The organism is Rhodovulum steppense, from assembly GCF_004339675.1.
Classification (GTDB): Bacteria; Pseudomonadota; Alphaproteobacteria; order Rhodobacterales; family Rhodobacteraceae; genus Rhodovulum; species Rhodovulum steppense.
Genome location: NZ_SLVM01000003.1, coordinates 150,927 through 177,059, shown reverse-complemented (window position 1 = coordinate 177,059; position 26,133 = coordinate 150,927). Strand labels below are relative to the sequence as shown.

Annotated in this window: 28 protein-coding genes; 10 read left to right on the top strand and 18 right to left on the bottom strand. The window is 67.1% G+C overall.

The features are described from left to right. Window positions 1-15: 15 nt before the first annotated feature. The 14 genes from EV216_RS03180 to EV216_RS03115 all read right to left on the bottom strand — a co-directional run bounded on the left by EV216_RS03180 (window position 16) and on the right by EV216_RS03115 (window position 14,059). The gene (locus EV216_RS03180) at window positions 16-1,302 is read right to left on the bottom strand and encodes a TRAP transporter large permease (protein WP_132693613.1); all 1,287 of its coding nucleotides are present in this window, start codon (window positions 1,300-1,302) and stop codon (window positions 16-18) included. Window positions 1,303-1,305: 3 nt separating this feature from the next. After that, complete coding sequence (locus tag EV216_RS03175; RefSeq protein WP_132693661.1) at window positions 1,306-1,818, bottom strand: TRAP transporter small permease; 513 nt, start codon at window positions 1,816-1,818, stop codon at window positions 1,306-1,308. A gap of 184 nt (window positions 1,819-2,002) precedes the next feature. Next, window positions 2,003-3,025, bottom strand: a complete 1,023-nt coding sequence (locus tag EV216_RS03170) for a TRAP transporter substrate-binding protein (RefSeq protein ID WP_132693612.1) — start codon at window positions 3,023-3,025, stop codon at window positions 2,003-2,005. Between the two features lie 470 nt (window positions 3,026-3,495). Beyond that, complete coding sequence (locus EV216_RS03165) at window positions 3,496-4,308, bottom strand: transglutaminase-like domain-containing protein (RefSeq protein ID WP_132693611.1); 813 nt, start codon at window positions 4,306-4,308, stop codon at window positions 3,496-3,498. Between the two features lie 223 nt (window positions 4,309-4,531). Further along, window positions 4,532-4,741, bottom strand: a complete 210-nt coding sequence (locus EV216_RS03160; protein WP_132693610.1) for a hypothetical protein — start codon at window positions 4,739-4,741, stop codon at window positions 4,532-4,534. 165 nt (window positions 4,742-4,906) lie between these two features. Then, window positions 4,907-5,113: a cold-shock protein gene (locus EV216_RS03155; RefSeq protein WP_132693660.1), complete on the bottom strand. Its 207-nt coding sequence runs from the start codon at window positions 5,111-5,113 to the stop codon at window positions 4,907-4,909. A gap of 340 nt (window positions 5,114-5,453) precedes the next feature. Next, entirely contained in the window at window positions 5,454-6,143 is a 690-nt protein-coding gene (locus tag EV216_RS03150) for a cysteine hydrolase family protein (protein WP_132693609.1), read from the bottom strand. A gap of 24 nt (window positions 6,144-6,167) precedes the next feature. Continuing rightward, window positions 6,168-7,961 carry an ABC transporter ATP-binding protein gene (locus tag EV216_RS03145; protein ID WP_132693608.1) on the bottom strand — a complete coding sequence of 598 codons (1,794 nt, stop codon included), beginning with the start codon at window positions 7,959-7,961 and terminating at the stop codon, window positions 6,168-6,170. After that, window positions 7,958-8,902: an acetamidase/formamidase family protein gene (locus EV216_RS03140; protein WP_132693607.1), complete on the bottom strand. Its 945-nt coding sequence runs from the start codon at window positions 8,900-8,902 to the stop codon at window positions 7,958-7,960. Before EV216_RS03140 ends, EV216_RS03145 begins: the two co-directional genes overlap by 4 nt. Further along, a complete protein-coding gene (locus tag EV216_RS03135; RefSeq protein WP_132693606.1) occupies window positions 8,892-10,517 on the bottom strand; it encodes an ABC transporter substrate-binding protein in 1,626 nt (541 codons plus the stop codon). Before EV216_RS03135 ends, EV216_RS03140 begins: the two co-directional genes overlap by 11 nt. A gap of 20 nt (window positions 10,518-10,537) precedes the next feature. Beyond that, entirely contained in the window at window positions 10,538-11,458 is a 921-nt protein-coding gene (locus EV216_RS03130) for an ABC transporter permease (protein ID WP_132693605.1), read from the bottom strand. Next, window positions 11,458-12,345, bottom strand: coding sequence for an ABC transporter permease (locus EV216_RS03125; protein ID WP_132693604.1), 888 nt, complete (start codon window positions 12,343-12,345; stop codon window positions 11,458-11,460). Before EV216_RS03125 ends, EV216_RS03130 begins: the two co-directional genes overlap by 1 nt. After that, entirely contained in the window at window positions 12,342-12,932 is a 591-nt protein-coding gene (locus tag EV216_RS03120; protein ID WP_132693603.1) for an ANTAR domain-containing protein, read from the bottom strand. Before EV216_RS03120 ends, EV216_RS03125 begins: the two co-directional genes overlap by 4 nt. Continuing rightward, window positions 12,929-14,059: a transporter substrate-binding protein gene (locus EV216_RS03115; RefSeq protein ID WP_165899124.1), complete on the bottom strand. Its 1,131-nt coding sequence runs from the start codon at window positions 14,057-14,059 to the stop codon at window positions 12,929-12,931. The genes EV216_RS03120 and EV216_RS03115 overlap by 4 nt, the downstream gene beginning before the upstream one ends. A 331-nt stretch (window positions 14,060-14,390) precedes the next feature. On the opposite strand from EV216_RS03115, the gene EV216_RS03110 reads away from it, so the two are divergent. The 3 genes from EV216_RS03110 (at window position 14,391) to EV216_RS03100 (ending at window position 17,087) form a co-directional block, all read left to right on the top strand. Next, the gene (locus EV216_RS03110) at window positions 14,391-15,854 is read left to right on the top strand and encodes a metal-dependent hydrolase family protein (RefSeq protein ID WP_132693601.1); all 1,464 of its coding nucleotides are present in this window, start codon (window positions 14,391-14,393) and stop codon (window positions 15,852-15,854) included. Continuing rightward, entirely contained in the window at window positions 15,851-16,594 is a 744-nt protein-coding gene (locus tag EV216_RS03105; RefSeq protein ID WP_132693600.1) for a hypothetical protein, read from the top strand. Before EV216_RS03110 ends, EV216_RS03105 begins: the two co-directional genes overlap by 4 nt. 124 nt (window positions 16,595-16,718) lie before the next feature. Beyond that, window positions 16,719-17,087, top strand: a complete 369-nt coding sequence (locus EV216_RS03100; RefSeq protein ID WP_132693599.1) for a DUF4168 domain-containing protein — start codon at window positions 16,719-16,721, stop codon at window positions 17,085-17,087. A gap of 78 nt (window positions 17,088-17,165) precedes the next feature. Here EV216_RS03100 and EV216_RS03095 read toward each other — a convergent pair whose 3' ends face one another. Further along, the gene (locus tag EV216_RS03095; RefSeq protein ID WP_165899123.1) at window positions 17,166-17,630 is read right to left on the bottom strand and encodes a hypothetical protein; all 465 of its coding nucleotides are present in this window, start codon (window positions 17,628-17,630) and stop codon (window positions 17,166-17,168) included. A 259-nt stretch (window positions 17,631-17,889) separates the two neighbouring features. Between EV216_RS03095 and EV216_RS03090 the strand changes: the two genes are divergently transcribed. From EV216_RS03090 to EV216_RS03070, 5 genes are all read left to right on the top strand, one after another. After that, complete coding sequence (locus EV216_RS03090) at window positions 17,890-18,180, top strand: BufA1 family periplasmic bufferin-type metallophore (protein WP_132693597.1); 291 nt, start codon at window positions 17,890-17,892, stop codon at window positions 18,178-18,180. 55 nt (window positions 18,181-18,235) lie between these two features. Next, on the top strand, window positions 18,236-19,087 hold the full coding sequence (gene bufB / locus EV216_RS03085) for an MNIO family bufferin maturase (protein ID WP_132693596.1): 852 nt from the start codon (window positions 18,236-18,238) through the stop codon (window positions 19,085-19,087). After that, window positions 19,071-19,880: an HvfC/BufC N-terminal domain-containing protein gene (locus EV216_RS03080; protein WP_165899122.1), complete on the top strand. Its 810-nt coding sequence runs from the start codon at window positions 19,071-19,073 to the stop codon at window positions 19,878-19,880. The genes bufB and EV216_RS03080 overlap by 17 nt, the downstream gene beginning before the upstream one ends. Next, a complete protein-coding gene (locus tag EV216_RS03075) occupies window positions 19,828-20,298 on the top strand; it encodes a DoxX family protein (RefSeq protein WP_132693594.1) in 471 nt (156 codons plus the stop codon). The genes EV216_RS03080 and EV216_RS03075 overlap by 53 nt, the downstream gene beginning before the upstream one ends. Before the next feature lie 69 nt (window positions 20,299-20,367). Then, complete coding sequence (locus EV216_RS03070) at window positions 20,368-21,000, top strand: TetR/AcrR family transcriptional regulator (RefSeq protein ID WP_132693593.1); 633 nt, start codon at window positions 20,368-20,370, stop codon at window positions 20,998-21,000. A 22-nt stretch (window positions 21,001-21,022) separates the two neighbouring features. On the opposite strand, the gene EV216_RS03065 is transcribed toward EV216_RS03070, so the two are convergent. From EV216_RS03065 to EV216_RS03055, 3 genes are all read right to left on the bottom strand, one after another. After that, complete coding sequence (locus EV216_RS03065) at window positions 21,023-21,271, bottom strand: anti-sigma factor family protein (RefSeq protein WP_132693592.1); 249 nt, start codon at window positions 21,269-21,271, stop codon at window positions 21,023-21,025. Window positions 21,272-21,365: 94 nt separating this feature from the next. Beyond that, window positions 21,366-21,965: an RNA polymerase sigma factor gene (locus EV216_RS03060; protein ID WP_165899121.1), complete on the bottom strand. Its 600-nt coding sequence runs from the start codon at window positions 21,963-21,965 to the stop codon at window positions 21,366-21,368. Window positions 21,966-22,511: 546 nt separating this feature from the next. Then, the gene (locus EV216_RS03055; protein ID WP_132693590.1) at window positions 22,512-23,645 is read right to left on the bottom strand and encodes an aminotransferase class V-fold PLP-dependent enzyme; all 1,134 of its coding nucleotides are present in this window, start codon (window positions 23,643-23,645) and stop codon (window positions 22,512-22,514) included. A gap of 388 nt (window positions 23,646-24,033) precedes the next feature. On the opposite strand from EV216_RS03055, the gene EV216_RS03050 reads away from it, so the two are divergent. Continuing rightward, on the top strand, window positions 24,034-25,005 hold the full coding sequence (locus EV216_RS03050; RefSeq protein WP_132693589.1) for an ABC transporter substrate-binding protein: 972 nt from the start codon (window positions 24,034-24,036) through the stop codon (window positions 25,003-25,005). A 91-nt stretch (window positions 25,006-25,096) separates the two neighbouring features. After that, window positions 25,097-26,131, top strand: coding sequence for an ABC transporter permease (locus tag EV216_RS03045; protein WP_132693588.1), 1,035 nt, complete (start codon window positions 25,097-25,099; stop codon window positions 26,129-26,131). Window positions 26,132-26,133 lie beyond the last annotated feature (2 nt).

Here is a 26,133-nt window from a genome sequence, read left to right as displayed (position 1 = left end):
ACGTTGCGGGCGCGGTCACTTGTCGAAGGCGAGGTCGCGCAGGAACAGCGCGATCTGCGGGAAGAAGATCAGCGCGACCGACACGCAAAGCAGGATCACGATGAAGGGCGGCGTGCCGCGGATCACCTCCCAGTAGGGCCGCTTGAAGACCGCGATGGCGGTGAAGATATCGCATCCAAAGGGCGGCGTGGCCGACCCGATGGCCACCTGCAGCACGATGAGCGTGCCGACCAGCACCGGGTCCAGCCCGACCGAACTGACCACCGGGGCGAAGATCGGCACCAGGATCAGGATCACCACGATGGGATCGACGAACATGCAGCCGATGAAGAAGGCGATCGAGATGACGAACAGCACGCCGATCTGTCCCATCTCGTCGATTCCGACGCCCGACAGGATCGCCTGCGGGATCTGCGCGAACGAGATCACCCAGGAAAACGCCGCCCCCGCCGCGACCAGGATGAACACGACCGCGGTGATCAGCCCGGTGGACTTGGCCGTGCGGTAGAGGCCGGCAAGGTCAAGCTCGCGGAACACGACCATTTCCAGGATGATCGCGTAAAGCACGCAGGCCGCGGCCGCCTCGGTCGGGCTGAAGATGCCGCCATAGATGCCGCCGATGATGATCGCCGGAAAGCCCAGCGGCCAGAGCGCGCCGCGCACCGCGCGCAGGCGTGTGCCCCAGTCGGCCCGTTCCTCGGTCGGCACGTCGTTGCGCACCGCGTAGATCCAGGAATAGATCGAGAACAGCACCAGGATCAGCAGCCCCGGCCCGATCCCCGCGATGAACAGTTCGGCAATCGAGGTGTTCGACACCACGCCATAGATGATCATCCCGATGGAGGGCGGGATCAGAAAGGCGATGTCGGAGGCGTTCACGATCAGCGCCAGGATGAAGCTGTCGCCATAGCCCGCCTTCTGCATCCGCGGCCTGAGCGGCCCGCCGATGGCCACCACGGTCGCCTGCGTGGACCCCGAGACCGCGCCGAACATGGTGCAGGCGCTGGCGGTGGAAATCGCCAGCCCGCCCCTCAGGTGACCGACGAAGGCCATCACCATGTCGATCAGCCGCCCCGCCGACTGGCCGCGCGTCATGATGTCGGCGGCGAAGATGAACATCGGCACCGCGATCAGCGAGGCGGGCCTGATCCCCGCCATCATCTGCTGGATCATGGTTTCCAGCTGGGAAAGGCCGCCGAACAGCGTGACGAACCCCACGAAGGCGCCGATGATGAGCGGGATCATCATGGGAAAGCCCAGCAGCAGCAGGACGACCATGATGGAAAAGATCGTGATGCCCATGGCTCAGACCTCCATCTCGTCGTCTTCATACCCTTCGAGCACGGCGGTCGAGAGGTAGATATCCCTGGAAATGACGTTCTTGATGGCGGTCAGCAGGTATTGCAGCCCGGTCATGAAGAACCCGATGGGCACGATGATCAGCGTCGTCCAGACCGGGATTTGCAGCGCAGGCAATACGCGGCCGCGCCCCGCCTGGGTCAGCAGGTATTGCAGCGAATACCAGCACAGCAGGAACATGAACGCCGCCGTGACCAGCGCGATCCCGATCATCAGTGCCTTGCGCGCGCGACCCGGCAGCATGTCGTAGATCGCCGTCATGCGGATATGGCGCCCCTGCCGCGCCGCATAGCTGATGCCCGCGAAGGTGATCACGATGATCAGGATGCGGTTCAGTTCCTCGGAAAAGAACAACGAGCTTTGAAAGACATAGCGCCCGACCACATTGGCGATGGTGTTCAGCGCCATCAGCAGGACCCCGCCCGCCAGCAGCACCGATTCCAGCCGCGCGATGGCCATATCCAGCCTGCCCAGCACCCCCGGCAGGGTCGAGACATAGGCGGTTTCGGCCGCGCTGTCCGGCGCTGCGGGATCGGTGTGGGGACGGGGCTGCGGGGACGGGCTGTCCGGCAAGGCCGTTATCCTTCGAAGGGGCGCGAAAAAGGCGGGCGCCCAAGCTGGGGGCGCCCGCCAGGGGCCGTCATCAGCTCGAGGACGCCTCCTGCGCCGCGGCGAGGTCCTCTTTCATCTGTTCGAGGATCGCCTGCCCACGCTCGCCCGTCATCTGGATGAACCGCGCCTCGACCTCCCGGGCGGCCTCCTTGAAGGGCGCGCGCTGTTCCTCGGTCAGCGTGGTGAAGGTCATCGAGGGCTTGGCCGCCCTGATCTTCTCGATCGAGGCCTCGTGCAGCCCGTCCTGATAGTCGATGATGTGGTCGAAGGCCACGTCGATGGCGTTGCGGATCACCTGCTGATCCTCCTCCGACAGCCCGTCGAAGAAGTCCTTGTTGGCCATGACCGCGGTAGTGAAGTTGTTGTGGCCGATCATCGTGACGTGGTCGGTGACCTCGTACATCTTGGTCGACTCGATGAAGAACATCGGGTTTTCCTGGCCCTGGATGATGTTGGTCTGCAACGCGCCATAGACCTCGCCCCAGGGCAGGGGCGTGGGCGTCGCGCCGAAGGCCTTGTAGCTTTCCACCAGCAGCGGGTTGGTCATGGTGCGCACCTTGACCTCATTCAGCTCCTCGGGCGACGTGAACGGCCCCTTGGTGGTGATCGCCACCTCGCCCTCGGGGAACATGGTCAGAAGCTCCAGCCCCTGCTCGGCGTAAAGCTCGGGGAACATCCCGTTGATCGCCTCGGAATTGCGGAAGAAACTGGCCAGCGTCTCGGTATCGGTCGGCAGCAGGTAGGGCACGAAGAACACCTGCGCCTCGGGGATGAGCGAGCCGGTGAAACCGGGGGACTGGTCCACGAAATGCAGGATGCCGGCCTGCGCCTGTTCCATGGTGTCGGCGGATTCGCCCAGCGTGCCATAGGGGAAAAGCTGGATCTCGTGGTCGGAATTGGCCTCGACCTCCGCCTTGAACTTCTGGGCAAAGATGCCCTGCACCTCGTCCATGGCCTCTTCGAACGCATAGCGCCAGGTATCGGCCTGCGCGGCCGTCGCCGTCAGCGCGACTCCAAGCGCCGTGGTCGCCACAAGGCGGTGAAACTTTCTCATCGGATCTCTCCTCTGGTTGCCTTCGTACGGGCCGGATGCGGCCCGAACCGTCGGGTGGTTCTGCCGGGCGACGGCTGCCCATATGCTTAGGCAAATCAAATGATTTGCTGCCTGCGAACCTGGCTGGAAGGCCGCAGATTCCATCTGCATCTTTCTGCCATTCCATGACATTCAATCGAAACACCTTCGCAATCTCCGGGTGCGGTGTCAAGGAAGCAGCCCTCTAGTTCCGCTTTTAGGTTAGTAATACGAAGCAAATTGACGGTCTGGCAGCCTTTCGGACAGGCAGGCCGGGGTCGTTCACCCGATTTCGTCGGACCCGTGCGCGACGGTCATGCGGGGGGTGGGGGCCGAAACTCCGCTTGATGCAGATCGACCAGGCTCCCCACGATGCGCGCGTGCGCAAGGCATGGCCGAGATGGCGGGCCGTTCGGAAAATCCGACGAGATCCCGCTGTCGCCAGAGGGCCGTCAAGCGGTCCTGATCTCGTCCGCCCAGACGCGGAAATCCGTCAGCATGTTTGGGCCGAAGGTCTGGGTCAGGGGTACATCGGCCGCGTCCCGGCCGCGCGCGACGAGAATCCTGGCGGTCCGCCGGGCGTTGTTGCGGGGGTCGAAAACCCACCACCGGCCGTCCAGGAACACCTCTATCCAGGCCGCGAAATCCCCGGGCGGATGGGGTTCGGGTTCTCCGACATCGCTGAGATAGCCGGTGCAGTACCGGGCGGGGATGTTCAGGCAGCGGCAGAGTGCGATGGCGAGATGGGCGAAGTCGCGGCAAACGCCTTGTCCCTGGGCGAGGGTCTGCGAGGAGGTCCGGGTCGCGTTCGCCTTCATGTAATCGAACGTCACATGGTCGTGCACGAAATCGCAGACCGCCTGCACCCGCGCCCACCCCGGGGGCGTTCTCCCGAACAACTGCCATGCCTGCTCGGACAGGAGGTCGGTATCGCAGTAGCGGCTGCCCAGCAGGAAGACGAGTGTCTCGACCGGCAGGTCCTGGACCGCGTGCTGCCCCGCGTCCTGCGAGACGGGATCGGGCAGGCCCGAATCGCGGAAGAGGCCGTCGGTCGACAGGGTGAACTCGCCGACCGGCGCCACCAGCCGCGTGCACCAGTTGCCAAAGCCGTCCCTGTAACTTTCCAGCGGCACGCTGGGCGAGGTCACGAGGTTGTCGGCGCGTTCCAGGTCGTCGAACCGCGCGCAATGCACATTCAGCATCGCAATCATTGGCGTCGGCTGCGAGAACACGAAATCCAGGCGGCACCCGATGCGTATCAGCATGCCGCGTGCCCGGAACGAGGAGGCGATGGGTCATTCTGCATATTGTCACCATACAGGCCCAGTCGGCCCCCCGATAGCCCGCGCCGCCGCGCGTTCTTCGCGGGACGGCGCCTGACCCGGAAACATCGCCTGTTCCGAAACGGGGCAGGCCCGGCCGACGCAAGGGGTCAGGAAAGGTGCAGGCGGACGCCGATTGCAGCCCGAACAAGCCGCAGGTCGGACTTCACGGCTTTGGCGCGGCTGCGCTGGATTTGCGGGGTTCGGCCAGACCCCGGTCCACGGCTTCCCTCTCAAGGCGGGCAGCTCTCTGGGCGGCCGTCTTCTTCTGGCGTTCCTCGGCCTCGGATTGGATGATTTCCCGGGCTACGCGTGCCGTGGTGTCCGCCTTGGTTTCCTGCGATGTCGAACGGAACAGGGTGTCTTTCGTGCGCATGTGCCTCGTCCTTTGCCCAAAAGAGGCGACGGCCCGTCGAACCATCGGCCGTGATCCGGTCTTCCCGGAACGATCTGCGCCCTCCCGTTCGAACGGGAGGGCGCCTTGTTTTGCTCGGCTTGTATGGACAGGAGGCAGCGGAGTCGCCGCCTCGCCGCTCCGATCTCAGACGAGGGCGAGGTTGCTCGCGCTTTCGCGGCCGTCGCGGCCAGACTCAACGTCGAAGGTCACCTTCTGATTGTCGTCGAGGCCGGTAAGACCAGCGCGCTCGACCGCAGAGATGTGGACGAAAACGTCCTTGCCGCCCGTCGCGGGCTCGATGAAGCCGAAGCCTTTAGTGGAATTGAACCATTTCACGGTGCCATTGGCCATATCCGTGGTCTCCTGTTCAGGTGCTGCCCGCAGAATGCGACAGCCCGGCACGGTCAGTCCGTATCGATCAACTGAGAGCCGGGTGAACGGAAGCAGAGGTTCGAAAGAGAAGAACGCAGCCCCCAACACCTGATTACTCGGCAAGGGCTTTTCAAGGGGCAATATGGAAATGAATGAAAAACCTTTTCTATCCGGGGATTTTGCGGTGCAAAGCACCTGTTTCGCGGGAATGTGCTCCCACGGACATCTTGTCGAAAACACGGGCTGTTCGATCTCCTGCTTATTCTTCTGCCGCCCGCGTGCACCGCCGACATTCGTGGCATGTTCCGGGCGGGCACGTTCAGGATCGGCCCGGCTCTTGCTGCAAAAGGAAGCCTCTGACCTCGGCGCTGCTGACGACATGGCAGTAGATCATGTTGATGACGGCGAGTTCATGGCGGTGCAATTCGTCGGTTGCGGCGGCACAGCAATCCTCGACCACCACGACGTTGAAGCTTTCGTCGGCCAGGCTGCGCACGCTGGAACTGACGCATTGATCGGTGAAGATGCCCGCCACGATCACATGCCGGATGCCCATGTTGTGCAGGATCATCCGCAGGTTGGTCCCCGTAAGCGCGCTGTCGGTGGTCTTGGTGACCACGATCTCGTCCGCCCGCGGGCCGACCTCGTCCACGATCTGGCTGTCGGCGCGGTCCTTGGGCAGAAGCAGGTAGTTGAAGCCGGGTTTCTTCTGGGACAGCGAGCGGTCGCGCCCGTCCTGTTTCAGGCAGGCGATGCGGGCATGGATCACCTCGATCCCGTTCCCGCGCGCCCAGTCCTGCAAGCGCCGGGTGTTCGGGATCACCACGTCGCGCATCCGGTCGAAGAAGGGCTGCCAGCGGGTGTTTTCCTCGGGCGTGTCCTTGGGTTCGAGATAGGTGTTCTGGATGTCGATCACCAGAAGCGCCGTTTCGGCGGGGGGCAGGACGATATCCTCGGGCTCGTCGGCGGTTTCGTAGTAGAAGGAGCGAAAGGCGGTCTTCCAGCTCATGGGGGTCTCCTGAAAGGGCGGCGGTCAGGCCGCGCGGGATTTTGCGGGGCGCGCGACCCAGTGGCCGGGGGCGATTTCGTGCATCTCGTTGCGCGCGGGGGGCTGGCCCAGCGGCCGGACGGGCGAGCCGACCTCGCCCTCGCGCGGCAGGACGGGGGGGCGCATGTGCTCGGGGTCGGGGATGGGCACGGCCGACAACAGGCGGCGCGTATAGGGATGGGCGGGGTCGCGCAGCACCTGTTCGCGCGCGCCGGTCTCGACGATCTGGCCGAGATTCATCACCGCCACGCGGTCGGCGACCTGTTCGATCACCGCCATGTCATGGCTGATGAACAGATAGGCCAGCCCCTCCTCCTGCTGCAATTCGCGCAGAAGCTCCAGCACCTGCGCCTGTACCGAAACGTCCAGCGCCGAGACGCTTTCATCGGCGACGATGGCCCTGGGCCGCAGCGCCAGCGCGCGGGCGATGCAGATGCGCTGGCGCTGGCCGCCGGAAAACTCGTGCGGGTAGCGGTCCATCTGGTCGGGGGTCAGGCCGACGCGGCGGAACAGCCATTCGACGCGGTCGGTCAGTTCGCTGCCCCTTGCCAGCCCGTGCACGATCAGCGGTTCGGCCACCTGCCGGCCCACCTTCATCCGGGCATCCAGCGAGGCGCCGGGATCCTGGAACACCATCTGGATGTTGCGCCGGATCGGTTTCAGCCCCCGGGGCGAGAGCCCGGCCATCTGCTGGCCCGCGATGCGGATGCTGCCCTGCCACGGCACAAGGCCCATCAGCGCCCGGCCGATGGTCGATTTCCCGCAGCCGGATTCGCCCACCAGTGCCAGCGTCTCGCCCGGGCTGATGCGGAAGCTGACGCCCTCGACCGCGTGGACCTGCGCGGTGACCCGGTTCAGCACGCCGCCCCGCATCGGGAACCGCACGCTCAGGTCGGCCACGTCCACCACGTCGCGGGTGCGGTCGGGCACGGGGCGGGCGGGCGCCTGGCCAAGGCGCGGCACGGCGGCCAGCAATTGCCGCGCATATGGGGTCTGCGGCGCGGCAAACAGGGTGCGCACCGGCGCGGCCTCTGCCTGGCGGCCGTGGCGCATGACGATCACCCGGTCGGCCATTTCGGCGACCACGCCCATGTCATGGGTGATCATCAGGACGGTGGTGCCATGTTCGCGCTGCAAGGCACGGATCAGTTCCAGCACCTCGGCCTGCACGGTCACGTCCAGCGCGGTGGTGGGTTCGTCGGCGATCAGGATCTCGGGGTTGCAGGCCAGCGCGATGGCGATCATCACGCGCTGGCGCATGCCGCCCGACAATTCATGCGGATATTGTTTCAGCCGCCGCTCGGCATCGGTGATCTGCACGTCGCGCAGCAGATCGAGCGCGCGGGCAGGCGCCTCGGCGCGGGGGCAGGCGCGGTGTTCCAGCAGCACCTCGGTCAGTTGCCGGCCAATGGTCATCACCGGGTTGAGCGAGGTCATCGGCTCCTGGAAGATCATGGAAATCCGGTTGGCGCGGATGTCGCGGAAATCGCGCTCGCGCCGGCCTGCAAGTTCGGTGCCGTCCGCCAGCCGGATCGAGCCCCTTGCGATCCGCGCCATGGGCTGCGGCAGAAGCCCCATGATCGCCAGCGCCGTCATCGACTTGCCCGAGCCGGATTCGCCCGCAAGGCACAGCGTCTCGCCCCGGTTCAGGGTGAAGCCCAGGTCCTCGACCACGATCTGCGCGCCGTCGGGGGTGGCGACCTGGATCGTCAGCCCCTCGACGGTCAGGACCGGGCGCGGCGCGTCCCCGCGCCCGGGAGTTGCGGCCGGTTCGCTCATTCGAAGACGATCCGCGGCAGGTAGAACGAGACGACCCAGTTCGGCATGTCCACGATCTCGGAGATGCGCAGATCGCCGCAGACCGAGCACAGCATGTAGGCCTGAACCGGCGACAGCTTGTGCTGCGCGCAGATCAGGTCGACCATGGCCGCCAGCGCGTCGCGCGCCCCGGTCATCAGGTCGGGGCCGATGCCGGTCGTCACCTCGTAGCCCCGGGCATCCAGATGCCGCGTCACCGGCCCCGGCGTGGTGAAGCGCGGGAATTTCAGCGGCTGGTCCTTGATGAGGTCGAGCGTGAGCGAGACGTTCATCGGGCTTTCGATCGCGGTGCCGCAGACCTCGCCATCGCCCTGGGCGGCATGGGTGTCGCCGATGGAAAACAGCGCGCCCTCGACCTCGACGGGGAGGTAAAGGGTCGTGCCCGCGGCAAGGTCGCGGATGTCCAGGTTGCCGCCCATCCGCCTTGGCGGCACCACGGAATGATGCCCGGCCTCGGCTGGGGCAAGGCCGATGGTGCCGGCAAAGGGTTTGAGCGGCACGCGCGCCACGTCGCAGTAAAGCGCCGGGGCCAGCGTGTCGGCATCATAGGACCAGATGTTCAGCGCCGCTTCGGGGAACTGGTCGGCCAGAAGGCCGAAGCCCGGGATGTTCGCCGTCCAGCCCCAGCCCGACGGCGTGAAGCCGTCGATGGTGATCTTCAGCACGTCGCCCGGTCTGGCCCCGTCCACATGGACGGGGCCGGTGACCGGGTTGACGCGCTCGAAGGACAGGCTGGCCAGATCGGCGGCGCTGCTGTCCTGCGCGAGTTGCCCGCCCGAGGCATCGACGCATTCGAAATGCACCGATTCCCCGGGCGCCACGGTGGCGACGGGGGGGATCGACCGATCCCACCCGAAATGATGATGACGACCGTGGATCGTGTGATTGCAGTTATTGCACATCGGTCGAATACACGAAGTCGTAGTTCACCGGCACATGGACCGGATCGACGAAGATCGCGTCGGGGCCGCCCAGACGGGCCGAGCGCATGGTGAAGCGCTGTTCGTTGAACACCGGCACCCAGGGCGCATCCTCCATGATCTTGAGGTAGATGTCGCGCCACGCGGCCTCGCGCGCCTCGGCCTCGGCGGGGTCGGTCATCGCGTCGGCGGCATTGGCCGCGGCGTCCAGGTCCTCGTTGCAGTACCACGACCAGTTCCAGCCGCCCTGCACCGCGCCGTCGCAGCCCAGGATCGGCCCGTAGAAGTTGGACGGGTCGGGGAAGTCGGCGATCCAGGCCATGCCGCCCGACCAGATCATCGGCGCCTGGTCCGGCTCGCCGCCCGCGGCGATCACGTTGGCCTGTGCGAGGCTGCGGATTTCCGCACGGATGCCGATGGCCGCCAGATCCTGCTGGAAGCTTTGCGCGATGCGCGGGTTCGGGTCGGTGTTGAAGACGTACATCTCGGTCGAGAAGCCGTCGGGGAAGCCCGCCTCGGCCAGCAGCGCCCTGGCGGCCTCGGGGTCGTAGGGATAGCCCTCGTAATCGGGCGCATAGCCCGGCATCGTGGGCGGCAGCGGCTGGTTGGCGGGCACCGCGCGGCCGTTGATGATGCGCACGGCGCGGTCCTTGTTGATCGCCATGTTCACCGCCTGGCGCACCTTGACGTTGTCGAAGGGCGCCATGTTGACGTTCATGGTGATGTAGCCGGTATGCAACTGCCCGCCCTCGATCACCAGATCCTTGAAGGCCGGATCCTGCGTCACCTCCAGGAACTTGGCGGGCGGGATGCCGTCGCCGGGGATATCGGCCTGCCCCTGTTGCAGCCGCAGAAGGGCGACGATGGGTTCCAGCCCGATCTCGAAGGTGATCTTGTCGAGCTTGGGCAGCCCCTCGTTCCAGTACTCGGTATTGCGGGCGAAGGTCAGCGACTGGCCCAGCGTCCAGTTTTCAAGATAGAAGGCGCCGGTGCCGACCGGGTTCTTGCCGAAATCCTCGCCGAACTCCTCGACCACCTCTTTCGGCACGATGGACGAGAAGTTGATCGCCATCACATGCAGGAAGGTGGCATCGGGCCGCGACAGCCTGATTTCCACGGTATAGGGGTCGATCACGGTCACGCCCGACAGGCTGTCGGCCTCGCCCGCGGCCATCGCGTCATAACCCGCGATCGAGCCGAAGAACCCGGCGCCGGGGCTTTGCGTCGCGGGATTGGTCACCCGGTCGAGCGAATATTTCACGTCCTCGGCCGTCATCTCGCGGCCATTGTGGAACTTGACGCCCTGGCGCAGCGTGAAGGTATAGGTCATCCCGTCATCCGAGATGGTGTAATCCTCGGCCAGGTCCTTTTTCAGTTCGGTGGTGCCGGGCTCGTAATCCATCAGCCCGTCGAACAGCGACTTTATCATCGACCAGTTCTGCCAGTCATAGCCGATGGCCGGATCAAGGGTGGAGACGTCGTCCTTGTAGGTGACGATCATCGCGCCGCCCTGCTTGGCATCCAGGAAATCCTGCGCCTGAACCGGGCCGAAGGCCGTTCCCAGCGCAAGGAGGCTTGTGGCAAGCGTCTTTTTCATGGGTCTTCCTCTCCTGTTGGTTATTTGAGCTTGATCCGCGGGTCCACCAGCGGGGCGATCAGGTCCGCCAAGAGGTTGCCCAGCACGATGAAACAGGCCGAAATCAGCGTGACCCCCATGATGATGGGAATGTCCACGCGCTGGATCGCCTGCCAGGCCAGCTGGCCGATACCGGGCCAGCCGAACACGCTTTCGACCACCACGATGCCGGACATGAACAGCCCGATGTCGATGCCGATCATGGCGATGATGGGCAGGATCGCGTTGGGGGCGACATGGCGCAGGATGATGCGCATCCGGCCCAGCCCCTTGGCCCGCGCGGTGCGCACGAAATCCTGCGCCAGAACGTCGATCATGGAACTGCGCATCATGCGCGAATACCAGCCGGTGCCCAGAAGCCCGATGGTGATCGCGGGCAGCACCAGATGGGCAAAGGTGCCGTAGCCGCCGATGGGAAACCAGTTCAGTTGCACCGCGAAGACATAGAGCAGCAGGATGCCGACCACGAATTGCGGCGCCGAGATGGTGACGAAGGAAAACACCATCAGCGACTGGTCCAGCGCCGAATTGCGCCGGAGCGCGGCAATGACGCCGATGGTCAGCCCCAGGATCAGTTCGACCGTGATCGCCGCTGCCATCAGCAACAGCGTGGCGGGCATCCGCGCCGCGATCAGTTCCGAAACCTCGGTCCGTTGCAGGTAGGACCGGCCCAGATCGCCCTGAAGCAGGTTGCCCAGGTAGCGCGCATACTGGATGTGGAAGGGCTGATCGAGGCCAAGCTGGGCGCGGATATTGGCCACCGTCTCGGCGGTGGCGGACCGGCCCGCAATCTGGCGCGCGGGATCGGCGGGCACGAGGTAGAGCAGGGCAAATGTCACCACGCTGATCCCCAGCAGGATCAGCAGCGACTCGCCCAGCCGACGGACGACATAGGCCCACATCAGTGCCGCCCCTTCAGCCGCGGGTCGAGCGTGTCGCGCAGCGCGTCGCCCAACAGGTTGAACGCCAGCGCCAGCAGCACGATGGCAAGGCCGGGAAAGAACACCAGCCAGGGCGCGTTGGCGAAATAGGTCTGGTTCTCGTAGATGATGTTGCCCCATGAGGGCGTGGGCGGCTGGACGCCGACGCCGAGGTAGCTCAGCGTCGCCTCCAGCAGCACGGTGGTCGAGATCCCCAGCGTGCCGAAGACGATGATCGAATAGACCAGATGCGGCAGGATGTGGCGGCCGAGGATGCGGAAGGTGGACGAGCCCATCGCGCGCTGCACCTCGATGAACTCGCGCTGCGCGAGGCTGCGGGTCTCGGTATAGATCACGCGGGCCATCTGGACCCAGTTCACCATCGCGATCACCATCGCCACGATCAGCAGCGAGGGCTTGAAGATCGCGGCCAGCACGATGGCCAGCAACAGCGCGGGAAAGGCCATCATCAGGTCGGTAAACCGCATCAGGATGCCGCCGATCCAGCCGCCGAAATACCCCGCCGTGATGCCCACCGTCGCGCCCAGCAGCACCGCGATGCCATTGGCCAGCACCCCGATGATGAGCGAGGTCTGCGCGCCGAGGATCAGCCGCGAGAACAGGTCGCGGCCCAGAAGGTCGGTGCCCAGCCAGAATTCCGACGAGGGCGGCAGCGGCGCGCCCTCCAGGCTGAGGCCGTCGAACATCTGGTCGTTCGGGTCATAGGGCATCAGCCAGGGCGCGAAGACCGCCGCGCCGACCATCGTCAGGATCACGATCAGTCCGAAGGCGGACCGGGGGCGCCGCAGCAGCGCGACCAGAACCGAACCCTGCCCCCGCGGCGGCGTTGCGGCGGTGGCGTCGGTCATCGGGGTTGCCCTGCGCGGCGGGGGCGCGGGTCGTTCAGGTAAAGCGCCGCGGCATCTTCCAGCGCGATGCGTTCGACCATCGCGAAGGCACGCAACTGCCGGAGCGCGGCCAGCTCTTCCACGTCCTCGGCCTGCATGATCGCCAGAACCGCCCGCACCAGCACGTCGCGCATCCCCGCCCGTCGCGCGGCTTCCTCCTCGCGGCGCCGCACGCGCAGACGCTCGGCCGACTTGGCGGCCGCGATCACCAGCGTCGAGTAGACCAGCCCCAGCGCCGCCTGCGACAGGAAGGCATCGCAATTCTGCCCCAGCGCCCAGGAAAGCCGCCCCGGGCTTTCGGAGCGCACCAGCCCGATCAGCGGGATCGGCGCGGTTCCCGGCTCCCACGGGATCTGGTCGTCATGGCCCATGTCCACATCGACGAACAGGAAATCGGCCCGGTCCACGGCGCCGCTTGCGGGCCAGTCGGCCGCGACACTCACCCCAAGCGCGGCCAGGCGCGCGGCCAGTTCGGTCCGGACGGTTTCGGCCGGGTGCAGCACGACGGCACTGCGGCCTGCGAAATTCAGTTCCAGCCGCGGGGTCATGACACGATCCTCAGCCTTGGCGTCGCGTGGGGCGGCACGGGGCCGCTGACACGGGCAAGATAGGGGTCCGGCGTAACGGCGATCATCGGGTCGTCCACGATCCGGAATCGGCCCGCCTCGGCCATGGCAAGGCGCGGGATCAGGCTGGTATGCCGCGTCACCGGGTCGATCGTCACCGGCCCCAGCACCGTGTCCTCGGGGCTGCCCGCCACCGCCGCGAACACCGCGCGCGGATCGTCGCGTCCTGCGCGCTCCAGCCCGCGGGCCAGCAGGTGCACCGCGGTATAGGCCGTGGCGAAGTTGCAGGATGCACGATACTCCGCGCCGTAATGCGCGGCGATGCGGTTGCGGAATGCCACCGTGGTCAGGTCGTCCAGCGTTTCGAACCACGCCCCCATTGACAGCATCCCGTCCGCCGCAGGGCCGAGGGCGTCCAGATCGGCCTCGGTCTGGTTGGCGCTGACCACCAGCGGTCGCCCCCCCGGCAGATCCAGCCGCGACAGCGCCTGCATGAAGGCGTGGCTCGACGGCCCGATCAGGCTGTTGACGATCAGGTCGGGTTGCTGCGCCGCGATCTCCTCGATCAGATGCCCGCAAGCGGTATCGCCAAGCGGCAGGTAGCGTTCGCCCGTGACCTCGCCGCCTTGCCCGGCCGAGACCCATTCCCGCGCGACGCGCAGGGTCTCCCAGCCCCAGACATAGTTCGACCCGACGAGAAAGGCCCGCCGATGCCCCTTGCGCAGCACATGGTCGATCAGCGGCACCAGATGCTGGTTCGGGCAGGCGCCGAGATAGACGACATGATCGTTGCACTCGAACCCCTCATAGGGGCAGGGATACCACAGAAGCGCGCCATGCCGCTCCATCACCGGGATCATGTCCTTGCGCGACCATGACGTGATGCCGCCCACGATATGCCGCAACGCGCCTTCGCCCAGCAGCTCTGCCGCCAGCCTCTCGTAATCCGCCGGAACGCCCCGCGGATCCGCGCAGACCGGCACAAGCGTCAGGCCATTGCGCGCGTTGACCTCGGCGACCGCCATCAACGCGCCGTCGAGCGCACTCCGGCCGAGCGCCGAATAGGGGCCGGTCGTCGAGAAGAGCAATCCGATCCTTGCCGTTGCCATGCACCCGTTCCTTTCCGTGACGGGCCGAACTAAAAAAGCCCCAGTCCCCCACGCAGGGGGCCGGGGCCCGATTGCCGACCATAAACCTTTCCCAGACTTCACCATATGATCCGCATGCGGGCAAGCCGGACAATCGGCCGGAGCCCCCAGGTCAGCGACTCTGCCCGATTCTTGCGCGCCTTGATGAATGATGGGGCAGTATGTCCAGTCCGGGAACGGTCCTTGCGCCCCGTTGACCGGCCCTGTGCCCTGCGGTGCAGGGCTTTCCATGCGTTGACTCGCGGGCCGGGACGCATAGACTCAAGCTTGGAAAGGTCGCCGGGGGTCGAACATGTGCCAGGTCTGTCACTCTGTCGATCCGGCAGATCGCGCGCCCGTCGATATCTGCCATTGCGGCGCGCCCGGGACGCAGGCCGCCTTTGCCCGGATCGAGGCGGACATCAACCGGCGCCGGATGATCGGCGGCACGGCGGCCGTGCTGGGCATGTTCGCAGGCTTCGGCCTTGCCCCGCGCGAGGTCCGCGCCCAGACGCCCGGCCGCCCGCTGCTGCTGACCAATCTGCGCCTCTTCGACGGCGAGACGCTGGCGCTGCGCGACGGCGTCGACATCCTGATCGCGGGCGAGCGGATCGCCGCCCTGCCGCCGATCGGCCAGGGCCCGCAGGAGGCAGAGCGGATCGATTGCGGCGGGCGCACGGTCATCCCCGGCCTGATCGACGCGCATTGGCATGCGACGCTGGTCGCGGTCAGCCAGATCGTGGCGCTGACGCAGGATATCGGCTTCGTTCACCTGATGGCCGGGCGCGAGGCGGGTGCCACGCTGATGCGCGGCTTTACCACCGTGCGCGATGTCGGCGGTCCCGCCTTCGGGCTGAAACTGGCGATCGACCGCGGCGTGGTGGCCGGGCCGCGCATCTTCCCCTCGGGCGCGATGATCTCGCAGACCGCCGGGCATGGCGATTTCCGCCTGCTGAACGAGTTGCCGCGCTTTCCCGACACGCCCGCGAATTACATCGAACGGCAGGGCGTCGCGCAGATCGCCGACGGCGCCGACATGGTCCTGCGCGCCGCGCGCGAACAGCTGATGAAGGGGGCGAGCCAGCTCAAGATCATGGCGGGCGGCGGGGTCGCCTCGCTCTACGATCCGCTGGACGCCACGCAATACACCGAACGCGAGATGCGCGCCGCGGTCGAGGCGGCCGAGGATTGGGGCACCTATGTCTGCGCCCATGTCTACACCTCGACCGGCATCCGGCGGGCCATCGCCGCCGGCGTGAGATCCATCGAGCACGGCCAGTTGGCGGACGAGGACACCGTTCGGATGATGGCCGACAATGGCGTCTGGTGGTCGATCCAGCCCTTCCTCGCCGACGAGGATTCCAACGCCTATACCGACCCCCGCCAGATCGCCAAGCAGCAGCAGGTCGCCGAGGGCACGGTGCGCGCCTTCGATCTGGCGCGCAAGCATGGCGTGAATGTCGCCTTCGGCACCGACATCCTGTTCAACGCGCAGGGCGGCGCGTTGCAGGGCCGCAACCTGGCCAAGTTCGCCCGCTTCATGTCGCCGCTCGAAGCCCTGCACAAGGCCACCGGCGCGGCGGGCGCGCTGCTGGCCCTTTCGGGCGACCGCGCGCCCTATGCCGGGGCCCTGGGCGTGATCCGCAAGGATGCGCTGGCCGATCTGCTGGTGATCGAGGGCGATCCGGAAACCGATCTCGCCTGGCTCGAAACCTCCGAAACCTCGCTGCGCCTGATCCTCAAGGGCGGGCGGATCGTCAAGGACATGCTGGCATGACCACGAAACGGGTGGGGCAGGGCGTGTGGGCTGCACTCCTGGCGGCGGCCTGTGGCCCCGCCGCGGCACAGGAAAGCCCCGACTGGGTCTGGCAGGTCACGCCCTATGCCTGGGCCGCGGGCGTGGGCGGCGACATCACGCCATTTGGCGGCGCCCCCACGATATCGTTCGACTCGTCCTTTTCCGAAGTTCTCGAGGATCTCGACGCGGCGTTTTTCCTATCGGGCTACGCGCGGCGGGACCGGTTCGTCCTGCTGGGCGATCTGAGCCATTCCGCCAGTTCGCGCAGCGGTCTGGTTCCCCCCGGCGCCCCGGCCAGGGGCAAGCTCGAGCAGACATCGCTGACGCTGGCCGCCGGGGTCAGGGCGGTGGACGAACCCGGCCTCTCGGTCGACCTGCTCGCAGGGGTGCGGCACTGGCGGATCAAGGGATCGGTCGATGTGCCGTTGGCAGGGCTCTCCGCCTCGCCGACGCGCAGTTTCACGGATCCGGTCCTCGCCCTGCGGGCCAATATCGCGCTCGCGCCGCAATGGTCGGCCATTCTTTACGGCGATTTCGGTGGCTTCGGGGTCGGGTCCGAACGCACGGGCCAGGTGGTCGCGACGCTGAACCGTCAGCTAAGCGACCGGGTCTTCCTGTCGGCGGGCTACCGCGCGCTCGGCGTCGATTACCGCGACGGCGGAACCCGCATCGACGCCACGATGAGCGGCCCGCTTTTCGGCGTCACCTGGCGGTTCTGAACGGCGCGCGGGCCGGTCAGCATCTTCTTGCGCATCGATTTGGTCTCCGAGGACAAGGTTCATACGTTCAGGGGCACCGCGCGGATCGCCGCGCGGTGTCGAACGGAAAACCAAGGAGGACCACATGAAACTTGCCAGGACTGTCAGCGCGCTTGCCCTTGCCACCCTGACGGGGATTGCCATGCCCGTCGCGGCCGTGGCGCAGGCGCAGCAGGCCACCCCCTCCGCGGAGAATGTGACCGGCGACGAGATAGATGCCTTCGTCACCGCCTATGAAAGCGTGCTGGCCATCGACGCGGAATACGGCGCCCAGATGGCGCAGACCACCAACGAGGCCGAGCTTGAGGGCCTTCAGGAAGCGGCCCAGGTCAGGAAGACCGAGGCGGTGGAGGCAACCCCTGGGATCGACGTAGACCGCTATGTCGAGATCCTGGCCATCGCGCAGGTCGACGCCGAACTCAGCGCGCGGATCGTCGACAGGCTGGAGCGATAGCTCCGGCGAACAGGTGAACGGCACTGCGCCCGCCATGAGGCGGGCGCAGTCGACTCCGGCCGCGCCGCCTCTCGGCGGTTATCGAAGCGTGGCGTCGAATTCGATGACGGCGCGCTCGTCCCCGGCCGTCGGTGTCAGGACGATCTTGGCGTTGCCGATGTCCTGCCCCGAAAACTCGATCGTCGCGTCGAGCATTTCCCCCTGCGTCTGGATGATCGTGTAGCCTGCCACCCGCAGCGCCTCTTCCCACGCGACCATAAGCGCTTCGGCATCCTGCTCGGTGCTGAACGAGAACATCCGCAGCGTCGAGCCGATGGCCCGATCCGTCAGAACCTCGATATCTTCGGGGAAGTCCAGCACGTCCGGTACCCAGTCCTGCGGCGCCTCCTCCGCATGCAGGATCATCGTCGCCGACAGCGACAGGCATGCCGCGAACAGCATGTTTCGAAGATGGCCGCTCAGGCGCGACCAACGCGGCACAAGGGCATCAGGATCCGGGGTCGTCCAGACGACGGGCGCGGCGGTGCAAGGGATGCTGGTCATGAGACGAGCCTATTGCGCCGGGTGGGCGGCCGCAACCCAGGCGACCCGGCATCGGACGCGATCTGCCAAAGGCGGCTCACGCGGGTTGCTGGAAACCGATCATGTGCGCATGTCTGACCTGCCTCCCCCTCCGGGGGGGGCGTCGGCGCCGACAGGTGTCGCGACACGCTTTCGTGAGCGGTGTAACGACGGCCTCTCCCGTCCGACAGATCGGCGTGGGTCGTGAATGGCCCCGAACCGGTCTGACATGGAGAGAGAGATGGACATCATGAAACCGACCCTCGGGCTTGGCGCATCGCTGGCCTGTGCGCTGAGCGTTATGGCAACCGCTCCGGCCCATGCCCAGGAGATGGAAAAATGCTACGGTGTGTCACTGGCCGGGCAGAACGACTGCGCGGCCGGTCCCGGCACGACCTGTGCCGGCACGTCCAGGGTCGATTACCAGGGCAATGCCTGGACGCTGGTGCCCACCGGCACCTGCACCCAGATCGAATTGCCCGGCGATCGCATGGGCGCGCTGGAGCCGCTCGATCGCGACATCCCGTCCTGATCCTTCGGGGCGGGTCACAGGCCCGCCCCGGCCATCCCAGCCGCGAGGGTCCGCGATGACCGTTCTCCCCAATGCCGCCGGTGTCGGCTTCAAGCCGCAGCATTTCGCGGCGATCCGCGAAACCGCCGCCCGCATCGGCTTTTTCGAGGTCCATGCCGAGAACTACATGGGCGCGGGCGGCCTGCCCCATGCCCAGCTGACCGCCCTGCGCGCGGATTTTCCGATCTCGCTGCACGGGGTCGGGCTGTCCATCGGCGGGGCGGGGCCGCTCGATGCCGATCACCTCGCCCGCCTGCGGGCATTGATCGACCGCTACCAGCCCGAAAGCTTCTCCGAGCATCTCGCCTGGTCAAGCCATGGGGCCGAGTATCTCAACGACCTGCTGCCGCTGCCCTATACCGGGGAAACGCTGGCCATCGTCTGCGACCATGTCGACGCGGTGCAACAGGCGCTGGGGCGGCGCATGCTGCTGGAAAACCCCGCGACCTGTGTGCTCTTCGCGCAATCGACGATCCCCGAGGTCGACTTCCTGTCCGAGATAAGCCGCCGCACCGGCTGCGGGCTGTTGCTCGACATCAACAATGTCTTCGTCTCGGCCAGCAATCACCGCACCGATCCGCGGGCCTATCTGGCCGATTTCCCGATGGATCGGGTGGGCGAGATCCATCTGGGCGGCCATGACAGCGAGGATCTGCCCTCCGGCCCGCTGCTGATCGACACCCATGGCAGCCCCGTCGCCGACCCGGTCTGGACGCTTTACGCCGAGGTGATCGCGCGCATCGGTCCCCGGCCCACGCTGGTCGAATGGGACAACGATCTGCCCGACTGGCCCGTGCTCGCCGCCGAGGCCGACCGGGCGCAGGCGATCCTGGATGGCGGGGGGCAGGGCCTTGCCCGCGCATCCTGACTTCACCGCCCGCTTCGCCGCCGGGCTGCGGGACGGCATACTGCCGCCGGGCCTGACCGCCAAGATGCCGGACGAGGCCGCGCGCCGCTTCGCGGTCTACCGCAACAACGTCGCCATCGGCCTGATCGACGCGCTGGCCGCCCGCTTCCCGGTGATCCGGCGGCTGCTGGGCGAAGACTTCTTCCGCGCGATGGCCCGGGTCTTCGCGGAAACCCACCGGCCGCGCTCGCCCGTTCTGCTGGACTGGGGCGCGGACCTGCCCGGGTTTCTGGAGACCTTTCCGCCGCTGGCCGCCCATCCCTACCTGGCCGACATCGCCCGGATCGAGCATGCCCGCGGCCTTGCCTTCCATGCCGCCGACCGGCCACCCCTGCTGCCCGCGGCGCTGGCCGGGGCCGATCCGTCCCGCCTGCGGCTCTGCCTTCACCCCTCGGTGCAGGTGCTGCGGCTTGCCCATCCGGCGGTGTCGATCTGGGCCGCGAACCAGCCCGGCCGCGACCCAGGCGGCCCGTTCCCCCCCGCGGCCGAGACCGCCCTGATCCTGCGCGATACCCGCTTCGACGTGCCGGTCGCCGCCATCGGCCCGGGCGATGCCGCGCTGGTCGAGGCCCTGCGCACCGGCGCCCCGCTGACCGCCGCCGCGCACCGTGCCGCCACGGCCCAGCCCGCGCATGACCCCCAGCCCATCCTCGTCCGCCTGATGCAGGCGGGCGCCCTCATCACCCCCGGGAGGACCGACGATGAAACCCCTGATCCGCAGCCTGAACCGGGCGCTTGCCCATGTTCCGAATGATCTCGTCGTCCTCGGGCTGCGCCTCTTCCCGGCGATGGTCTTCCTGCAATCGGGCCGCACCAAGGTCGACGGGCTGTTCTCGATCAGGGACTCCACCTGGTTCCTGTTCGAGCATGAATACGCGCTTCCGGTCATCCCGCACGAACTGGCCGCCGTTCTGGCCACCCTGGCCGAGCATGTGCTGCCGGTCCTGCTGATCCTCGGCCTTTTCACCCGGTTCTCGGCGCTGGGATTGCTGGCCATGACGGCGGTGATCCAGATCTTCGTCTATCCCGGCGCCTGGATCACCCACGGCCTCTGGGCCGCCGCGCTGTTGGCACTCGTCGCAGGCGGGCCGGGGCGGGCCTCGCTCGACCACCTGCTGGGGCTGGACCCCGGCAGGCCGCGGCCGCGCCCCGCCGCCGCGCAGGCCGCGTGACGGCCGAACCCGACCGGCGCCGCGCGGAAAGCGGATTGTCCCGACCGCCGCCCTGCCTATCTTGGCAGGATGGCCCCAGGAGACAGCCCCAGCATCGCAGACCCGCGCCCGCGCGGCCGACCCCGCCAGTTCGACGAGCGCGCGGCGCTTGACGCGGCGATCCGCGTGTTCTGGGCCGCGGGCTATGACGGCGCCTCGATCGACAGGCTCTGCCGCGCGATGCGGATGCCGCGGGCAAGCCTCTACCATCTCTACGGCGACAAGCAGGGGCTGTTCCTGGCCGCCATCGGCCAATATGTCGAGACGCGGATCGTTCCGGTGGTGGCCGCTCTGGGGCCTTGTGGCACGCTGGCCGAGGATCTGGCCGCCTTCTTCGAGCAGGTGATCGCGCTGGCCACGGCCGACCCCGGGACGCCCGGCTGCCTGATCTCCTGCGTGCTGGCCGATGCCGCCGGGGCGAACCCGGCCTTCCGCGCCGAACTGGCCCGGCGCTATGACGGGATGGAGGCCCGGCTGGCGGCCCGCTTCCGCGCCGCCGGATGGGACGAGACGGGCGAGACCGGCGCCCCCGCGGCGGCGGGACTGGCCGCCGCCGTCGCCCGCGGCCTGATGCTGCGCGCCCGCTCGGGCGCCGGGGCCGGTGAACTCGCGCCCGTCGCCCGCGCCGCGCAGGCCGCCCTGCTTCGGCCGGGCGCGCGCTGAAACCGGCCGGGCCGCCGCGCGTTCAGACCCCCCGGCGCTGATCGGGAAGGCGCGCAAGGATCGCGGCCAGCCGCGCATCATCGCCCGGATGCGCCGTCCCCTCGCGCAGGGCCGCCTCGGTCAGATCGCGGGTCTGCCGGATCTGGCCGACAAAGGCGCTGCAACCCCGGCACATCGCCAGATGCAGGCGCATCTGCATGGCCTGCCACCCGCTCAACTCGCCGTCGATCAACGCGCTCGCGCGTGCGGCGACGTCCTTGCAGTTCAACATCGGGCCAGTCCCTGCCTTCCATCCGGTTGTCGGGAAGACTCCCGATCCCGCGTTCCGTTACACGCCATCCCCGACCCGCCCCCGCGACGGGATGCTACAGCAGATCGTCAAGCGCCGCCCGCACCGCCAGCCGCGCGCGATGCAGCAGCACCCGCATGTTGCCTTCGCTGATCCCCAGCGCCGCGCAGACCTCGGCCGGGTCCAGCCCGTGCTGGCCGCGCAGCACGATGACGGCGCGCTGGGCCGGGGGCAGGGCCTCGATGGCGGCGGTGACATGGTCCAGCACCCGGCGCCCGGCCAGTATCCGCTCGGGCGTGACCTCGTCCCAAAGCTCGGGCATGTCCTTCCACCGCCCGCGCCCGTCGAAGGCGGCGGCCAGGCTGTTCTCCTCGCCGCCCGCGTCGAAGGACACCGACCTTCCGTCCCGCCGCGCGCGGCTTTTCGCCTTGTTGAGGACGATGGCGAACATCCATCCGGCCAGCGACGCGCGGCCCTCGAACCCGCCGATATTCTGCAGGATCGCGATCCAGCCATCCTGCACGACCTCTTCCGCAGCGGCCCGGTTGCCGACGATCGCGGTGCAGACCCGGATCATCGCGCCGTTATGCTGGCGATATAGCCGCTCGAATGTGGCCCGGTCGCCCGAGGCAAGCAGATCGGGCACCTGCCTTTCATCGTCGATCCTGTTCCGCATTGCCCGTACTCCCGCATGTCCCGGCAAAGGCATGGGCGGAAATAGAAGAATAATCGTTCTGAAATGCGACACGCAATCGCGTGAAGCAAACATTCGTGAACGCCTCTGCGCAAGGGCCGCGCGGACGATGTCGGCCCGCCCCCGCCGGTCCAGAGCCATCCCGTCCTGTCGGTCCTGCCGATCACGCCGTCATTCTGCGGATGATCCGCGGGTCTCGGGCGGGGTCGCGTCCGTCCCGATATGGTTCACGATCTGCAGGATCTCACCCCGGGTCAGGCCGGAAAGACCGGCGCCGGGCGCGTATTGCCGGATCGAGTACGCTTCGTCGGAGGACAGGGCATCATGCTGTACATGGCCGAGGCGGCCCCGGCGGACAGAAAGGCAAGGGCGAGGGCCGCGGAGTGCGTTCCATGTCCTGCCTCCTTCAGGCTTCACCGTGAGATTGGCCTCACGCCTGAAAGACACCCGACCCCGGCGCGCATTACCTCCGCTCGCGCGGAGGTCATCGACATGCCGATGAACCGGCCGCGCCTCGCTCGCCGGAAATCAGGCCCCGATCACCCGTTCCAGAACCGCGCGCAGTCGCGCCAGCGTGCCGTCGATATCGGTCAGCTTGTCCAGACCGAACAGGCCCAGCCGGAAGGTGCGGAACCCGGCGCCCTCGCCCACCTGAAGCGGCACGCCCGCGGCGATCTGCATGCCTTCGGCGACGAATTTCCGGCCGTTCTGGATGTCGGGATCGTCGGTATGGGACACCACGACGCCGGGCGCGCCAAAGCCCGGGGCGGCCACCGAAGCGACACCCATCCCGGCCAGCATCTCGCGCACGGATTGACCAAGCTTCCATTGCGCCGCTTTCGCGGCGTCGAAGCCCATGGCCTTCGTCTCGGCCATCGCGTCGCGCAGGCCGACCAGCGCATCGGTCGGCATGGTGGCGTGATAGGCGTGGCCGCCATCCTCGTAGGCCTTCATGATGGCGCGCCACTTCTTCAGGTCCATCGCGAATGAATTCGAGGCGGTTTCCTCAAGCCGGGCGGCGGCGCGGGCCGACAGCATCACCATTCCCGCCGAGGGCGAGGCCGACCAGCCCTTTTGCGGGGCCGAGATCAGCACATCGACGCCGGTTTGCGCCATGTCCACCCAGACGCAGCCCGAGGCGATGCAGTCCAGCACCATCAGCGCGCCGACCTCATGCGCGGCCACGGCCATATGGCGGATATAGTCGTCGGGCAGGATGATGCCCGACGAGGTTTCGACATGCGGGGCAAAGACGACCTCGGGGCGCGTGTCGCGGATCGCGGCGGTGACATCCTCGATCGGCGGGGGCGCATAGGGGGCGTGGGGCGTGTTGCCGGAGGGCCGCGCCATGACCACCGTGGTTTCGGCCGCGAAACCGCCCGCCTCGAAGATCTGCGTCCAGCGATAGGAGAACCAGCCATTGCGGACGATCAGTGCGCGGCGTCCGGTCGCGAACTGGCGGGCCACCGCCTCCATCGCGAAGGTGCCGCCGCCGGGCACAAGCGCCACCGCCTCGGCGCCATAGACCTCGCGCAGCATCGCCGAGATGTCGCGCATGACGCTCTGGAACTTCGCCGACATGTGGTTCAGCGAGCGGTCGGTGAACACCACCGAGAATTCGCTCAGGCCTTCGGGATCGACATCGGGACACAAGCCGGGCAACGCGGGGCCTCCTGTTCTGTTCGGGCTCAGATCTATGCCCGGAACCGGCCCCGCGCCAGCGAAAAAGCCCGTCCCCGGCGGGCGTTCAATGACGAAAAACGACAGACAATGTCGCAAATGGAAAACTCCCGGTTGGCATTCCCGGACCGGTGACATAACATCTCCGCGATATCGACAGGGACGGGTGCGTAGCGCCGCCAGTGTGGCGCCGGTCTGTCCCCGCCCCCTGTCGGTTGTCCGGTTGCCGACGCCTTGGGCGTGGCAGATGCCCTGCGCGACACGACGCGCATTGCCGCGCGGACGCCGGAACCGGTTCCGCAGGCCTGCTTCGTGACGGGAAATCCGACGCGGGCCGATATCCAGGATGAACTTCCCAGGAGGAAACACGATGAAACATCAGACCGCTGCGGGCGCCCTGTTTTGTGCGCTGGCCATCCCGACCCTGGCCCAGGCCGAATGCGGCACGGTGTCGATCGCCGAAATGAACTGGTCCTCGGCCTCGGTCGTGACCCAGGTTGAGAAATTCCTGCTCGAACAGGGCTATGGCTGCACGGTCAGCGTCGTGCCCTCGGACACCGTGCCCGCGGTCACCTCGATCGCCGAGAATGGCCGCCCGGACACTGTCTCCGAGATGTGGATCAACTCGACCGGCGAGGTCTATGCCCGCCTCAAGGCCGAGGGCAAGGTCGTGGAACTGGGCGAGGTTCTCAGCCCCGGCGGGGTGGAGGGCTGGTGGATCCCCTCCTACCTGGCCGAGGCCCATCCCGAACTGACCACGATCGAGGGCATCCTGGCCAATCCCGACCTCGTGGGCGGCACCTTCAACAACTGTCCCGACGGCTGGGGCTGCCGCATCGTCAACGACAATCTGATCCCCGCCTTCGGCCTGCAAGAGGCGGGGCTGCGGATCTTCAACCACGGCTCGGGCGAGACGCTGGCCTCCTCGATGGCCTCGGCCTACGAGAACCGACAGCCTTGGTTCGGCTATTACTGGGCGCCGACCGCGGTTCTGGGCAAATACGACATGGTCGCCGTCGACATGGGCGACTATGACGCCGCCGCCCATGCGGCCAACCAGAACCCGGCCAATCCGGACCCGAAACCCTCGGCCTTCCCCGCGGCGCCGGTGCTGACCGTGGTCACCGCCGATTTCGCCGAACGCGAACCCGACGCGGCCGCGTTCCTGGCCAAGGTCAGCTTCGATGTCGACGTGATGAGTTCGGTCGTCGCCTGGATGGACGAGAACAGCGCCTCGGGCGAAGAGGCGGCGGTGCATTTCCTGACCACCTATCCGGATCTCTGGTCGGCCTGGCTGAACGACGCCGCGCGCGAGCGGCTGGCCGCACTGTTGAGCCAGTAATCCCGGCCCATGCCGACGGACGGGCCTGCCCCGGCGGGCCCGTCTTCGTTTCACGACGGGTCTTGCGGGCCCGGCAACGGAGAACCGAAAGATGGCGAGTTACGATTTCCTGTTCGACGGGTTGGGGCTGCGCGGATGGTGCGAGTCGGGCGGTAGCAGTGCGCCGATGTCGATGGCCGACCTGATCGGACGGGCCAGCGGCGGCGCGGCGCCCGCCCCCACGATCTGGGATCTGCCCTTTCCCTCGATGGACGCGCTGAATCGGGCCTGCCCGAACTTTCCCCAGGCGCGCGATCTGACCAAGGGTCTGGAAAACGGCTTTCTGTCCATCAAGGACGGCCTCAGCCTTTTTCTCGACCCTTTGACCCAGCCGCTCAGCTGGTTTCTCGAAGGCGCGCTGTGGTTGTTTCAGACGGCGCCCTGGTGGATCATGATCCCGCTGCTGCTGCTGGTCACGCAACTGGTCGCGCGCTCGGTGAAACTGGTGGGGTTCGTCGCGCTCTGCATCGGGTTCCTGGCCTTCATCGACCATTACGATTACGCGATGCAGACGCTGGCGATCATCTTCGTCTGCGCGGCGATCTGCGTGCTGATCGGGGTGCCCATCGGCATCGCCATGTCGCGCAGCAACACCTTCCAGAACATGACGATCCCGGTGCTGGACATGCTTCAGACGCTGCCGCCCTTCGTCTACCTGATCCCGCTGATCTTCCTGTTCTCGGTGACCGAGCCGAAGCTCTACGGCATCGCGATCATCCTTTACGCCATCGTGCCGGTTATCCGGCTGACGAACCTGGGCATCCGGCTGGTCGACAAGGAGGTGATCGAGGCCGCCGACGCCTTCGGCATGACCTCATGGCAGAAGCTGAAAGGCGTCCAGATCCCGCTGGCGCTGCCCAACATCATGGCGGGCGTCAACCAGACCATCATGATGAGCCTGGCCATGGTCGTAATCGCCTCGCTGGTCTCGGCACCGGGGCTGGGCGTTCTGGTGCTGCGCGGAATCCGCAACCTGGAGTTGGGCGTGGGCCTCGTGTCGGGGCTGGGCATCGTGCTGCTGGCGGTCATCCTCGATCGGGTGACCAAGGCGGCACTGGCGCGCGTGAACGCGTCGCAGAAGCAGTGAGG

Excerpts from the sequence above, each read along its gene's own strand:
- EV216_RS03065 (WP_132693592.1), bottom strand. The coding sequence starts at position 21,271 with ATGTTGAACTGCAAGGACGTCGCCGCACGCGCGAGCGCGTTGATCGAC.
- EV216_RS03090 (WP_132693597.1), top strand. The coding sequence starts at position 17,890 with ATGGACATCATGAAACCGACCCTCGGGCTTGGCGCATCGCTGGCCTGT.
- EV216_RS03175 (WP_132693661.1), bottom strand. The coding sequence starts at position 1,818 with ATGGCCATCGCGCGGCTGGAATCGGTGCTGCTGGCGGGCGGGGTCCTG.
- EV216_RS03050 (WP_132693589.1), top strand. The coding sequence starts at position 24,034 with ATGAAACATCAGACCGCTGCGGGCGCCCTGTTTTGTGCGCTGGCCATC.
- EV216_RS03060 (WP_165899121.1), bottom strand. The coding sequence starts at position 21,965 with ATGCGGAACAGGATCGACGATGAAAGGCAGGTGCCCGATCTGCTTGCC.
- bufB (WP_132693596.1), top strand. The coding sequence starts at position 18,236 with ATGACCGTTCTCCCCAATGCCGCCGGTGTCGGCTTCAAGCCGCAGCAT.
- EV216_RS03180 (WP_132693613.1), bottom strand. The coding sequence starts at position 1,302 with ATGGGCATCACGATCTTTTCCATCATGGTCGTCCTGCTGCTGCTGGGC.
- EV216_RS03045 (WP_132693588.1), top strand. The coding sequence starts at position 25,097 with ATGGCGAGTTACGATTTCCTGTTCGACGGGTTGGGGCTGCGCGGATGG.
- EV216_RS03150 (WP_132693609.1), bottom strand. The coding sequence starts at position 6,143 with ATGAGCTGGAAGACCGCCTTTCGCTCCTTCTACTACGAAACCGCCGAC.
- EV216_RS03120 (WP_132693603.1), bottom strand. The coding sequence starts at position 12,932 with ATGACCCCGCGGCTGGAACTGAATTTCGCAGGCCGCAGTGCCGTCGTG.
- EV216_RS03160 (WP_132693610.1), bottom strand. The coding sequence starts at position 4,741 with ATGCGCACGAAAGACACCCTGTTCCGTTCGACATCGCAGGAAACCAAG.
- EV216_RS03075 (WP_132693594.1), top strand. The coding sequence starts at position 19,828 with ATGAAACCCCTGATCCGCAGCCTGAACCGGGCGCTTGCCCATGTTCCG.
- EV216_RS03145 (WP_132693608.1), bottom strand. The coding sequence starts at position 7,961 with ATGAGCGAACCGGCCGCAACTCCCGGGCGCGGGGACGCGCCGCGCCCG.
- EV216_RS03125 (WP_132693604.1), bottom strand. The coding sequence starts at position 12,345 with ATGACCGACGCCACCGCCGCAACGCCGCCGCGGGGGCAGGGTTCGGTT.
- EV216_RS03135 (WP_132693606.1), bottom strand. The coding sequence starts at position 10,517 with ATGAAAAAGACGCTTGCCACAAGCCTCCTTGCGCTGGGAACGGCCTTC.
- EV216_RS03070 (WP_132693593.1), top strand. The coding sequence starts at position 20,368 with ATGGCCCCAGGAGACAGCCCCAGCATCGCAGACCCGCGCCCGCGCGGC.
- EV216_RS03115 (WP_165899124.1), bottom strand. The coding sequence starts at position 14,059 with ATGGCAACGGCAAGGATCGGATTGCTCTTCTCGACGACCGGCCCCTAT.
- EV216_RS03165 (WP_132693611.1), bottom strand. The coding sequence starts at position 4,308 with ATGCTGATACGCATCGGGTGCCGCCTGGATTTCGTGTTCTCGCAGCCG.
- EV216_RS03095 (WP_165899123.1), bottom strand. The coding sequence starts at position 17,630 with ATGACCAGCATCCCTTGCACCGCCGCGCCCGTCGTCTGGACGACCCCG.
- EV216_RS03130 (WP_132693605.1), bottom strand. The coding sequence starts at position 11,458 with ATGTGGGCCTATGTCGTCCGTCGGCTGGGCGAGTCGCTGCTGATCCTG.
- EV216_RS03100 (WP_132693599.1), top strand. The coding sequence starts at position 16,719 with ATGAAACTTGCCAGGACTGTCAGCGCGCTTGCCCTTGCCACCCTGACG.
- EV216_RS03140 (WP_132693607.1), bottom strand. The coding sequence starts at position 8,902 with ATGTGCAATAACTGCAATCACACGATCCACGGTCGTCATCATCATTTC.
- EV216_RS03110 (WP_132693601.1), top strand. The coding sequence starts at position 14,391 with ATGTGCCAGGTCTGTCACTCTGTCGATCCGGCAGATCGCGCGCCCGTC.
- EV216_RS03105 (WP_132693600.1), top strand. The coding sequence starts at position 15,851 with ATGACCACGAAACGGGTGGGGCAGGGCGTGTGGGCTGCACTCCTGGCG.
- EV216_RS03170 (WP_132693612.1), bottom strand. The coding sequence starts at position 3,025 with ATGAGAAAGTTTCACCGCCTTGTGGCGACCACGGCGCTTGGAGTCGCG.
- EV216_RS03155 (WP_132693660.1), bottom strand. The coding sequence starts at position 5,113 with ATGGCCAATGGCACCGTGAAATGGTTCAATTCCACTAAAGGCTTCGGC.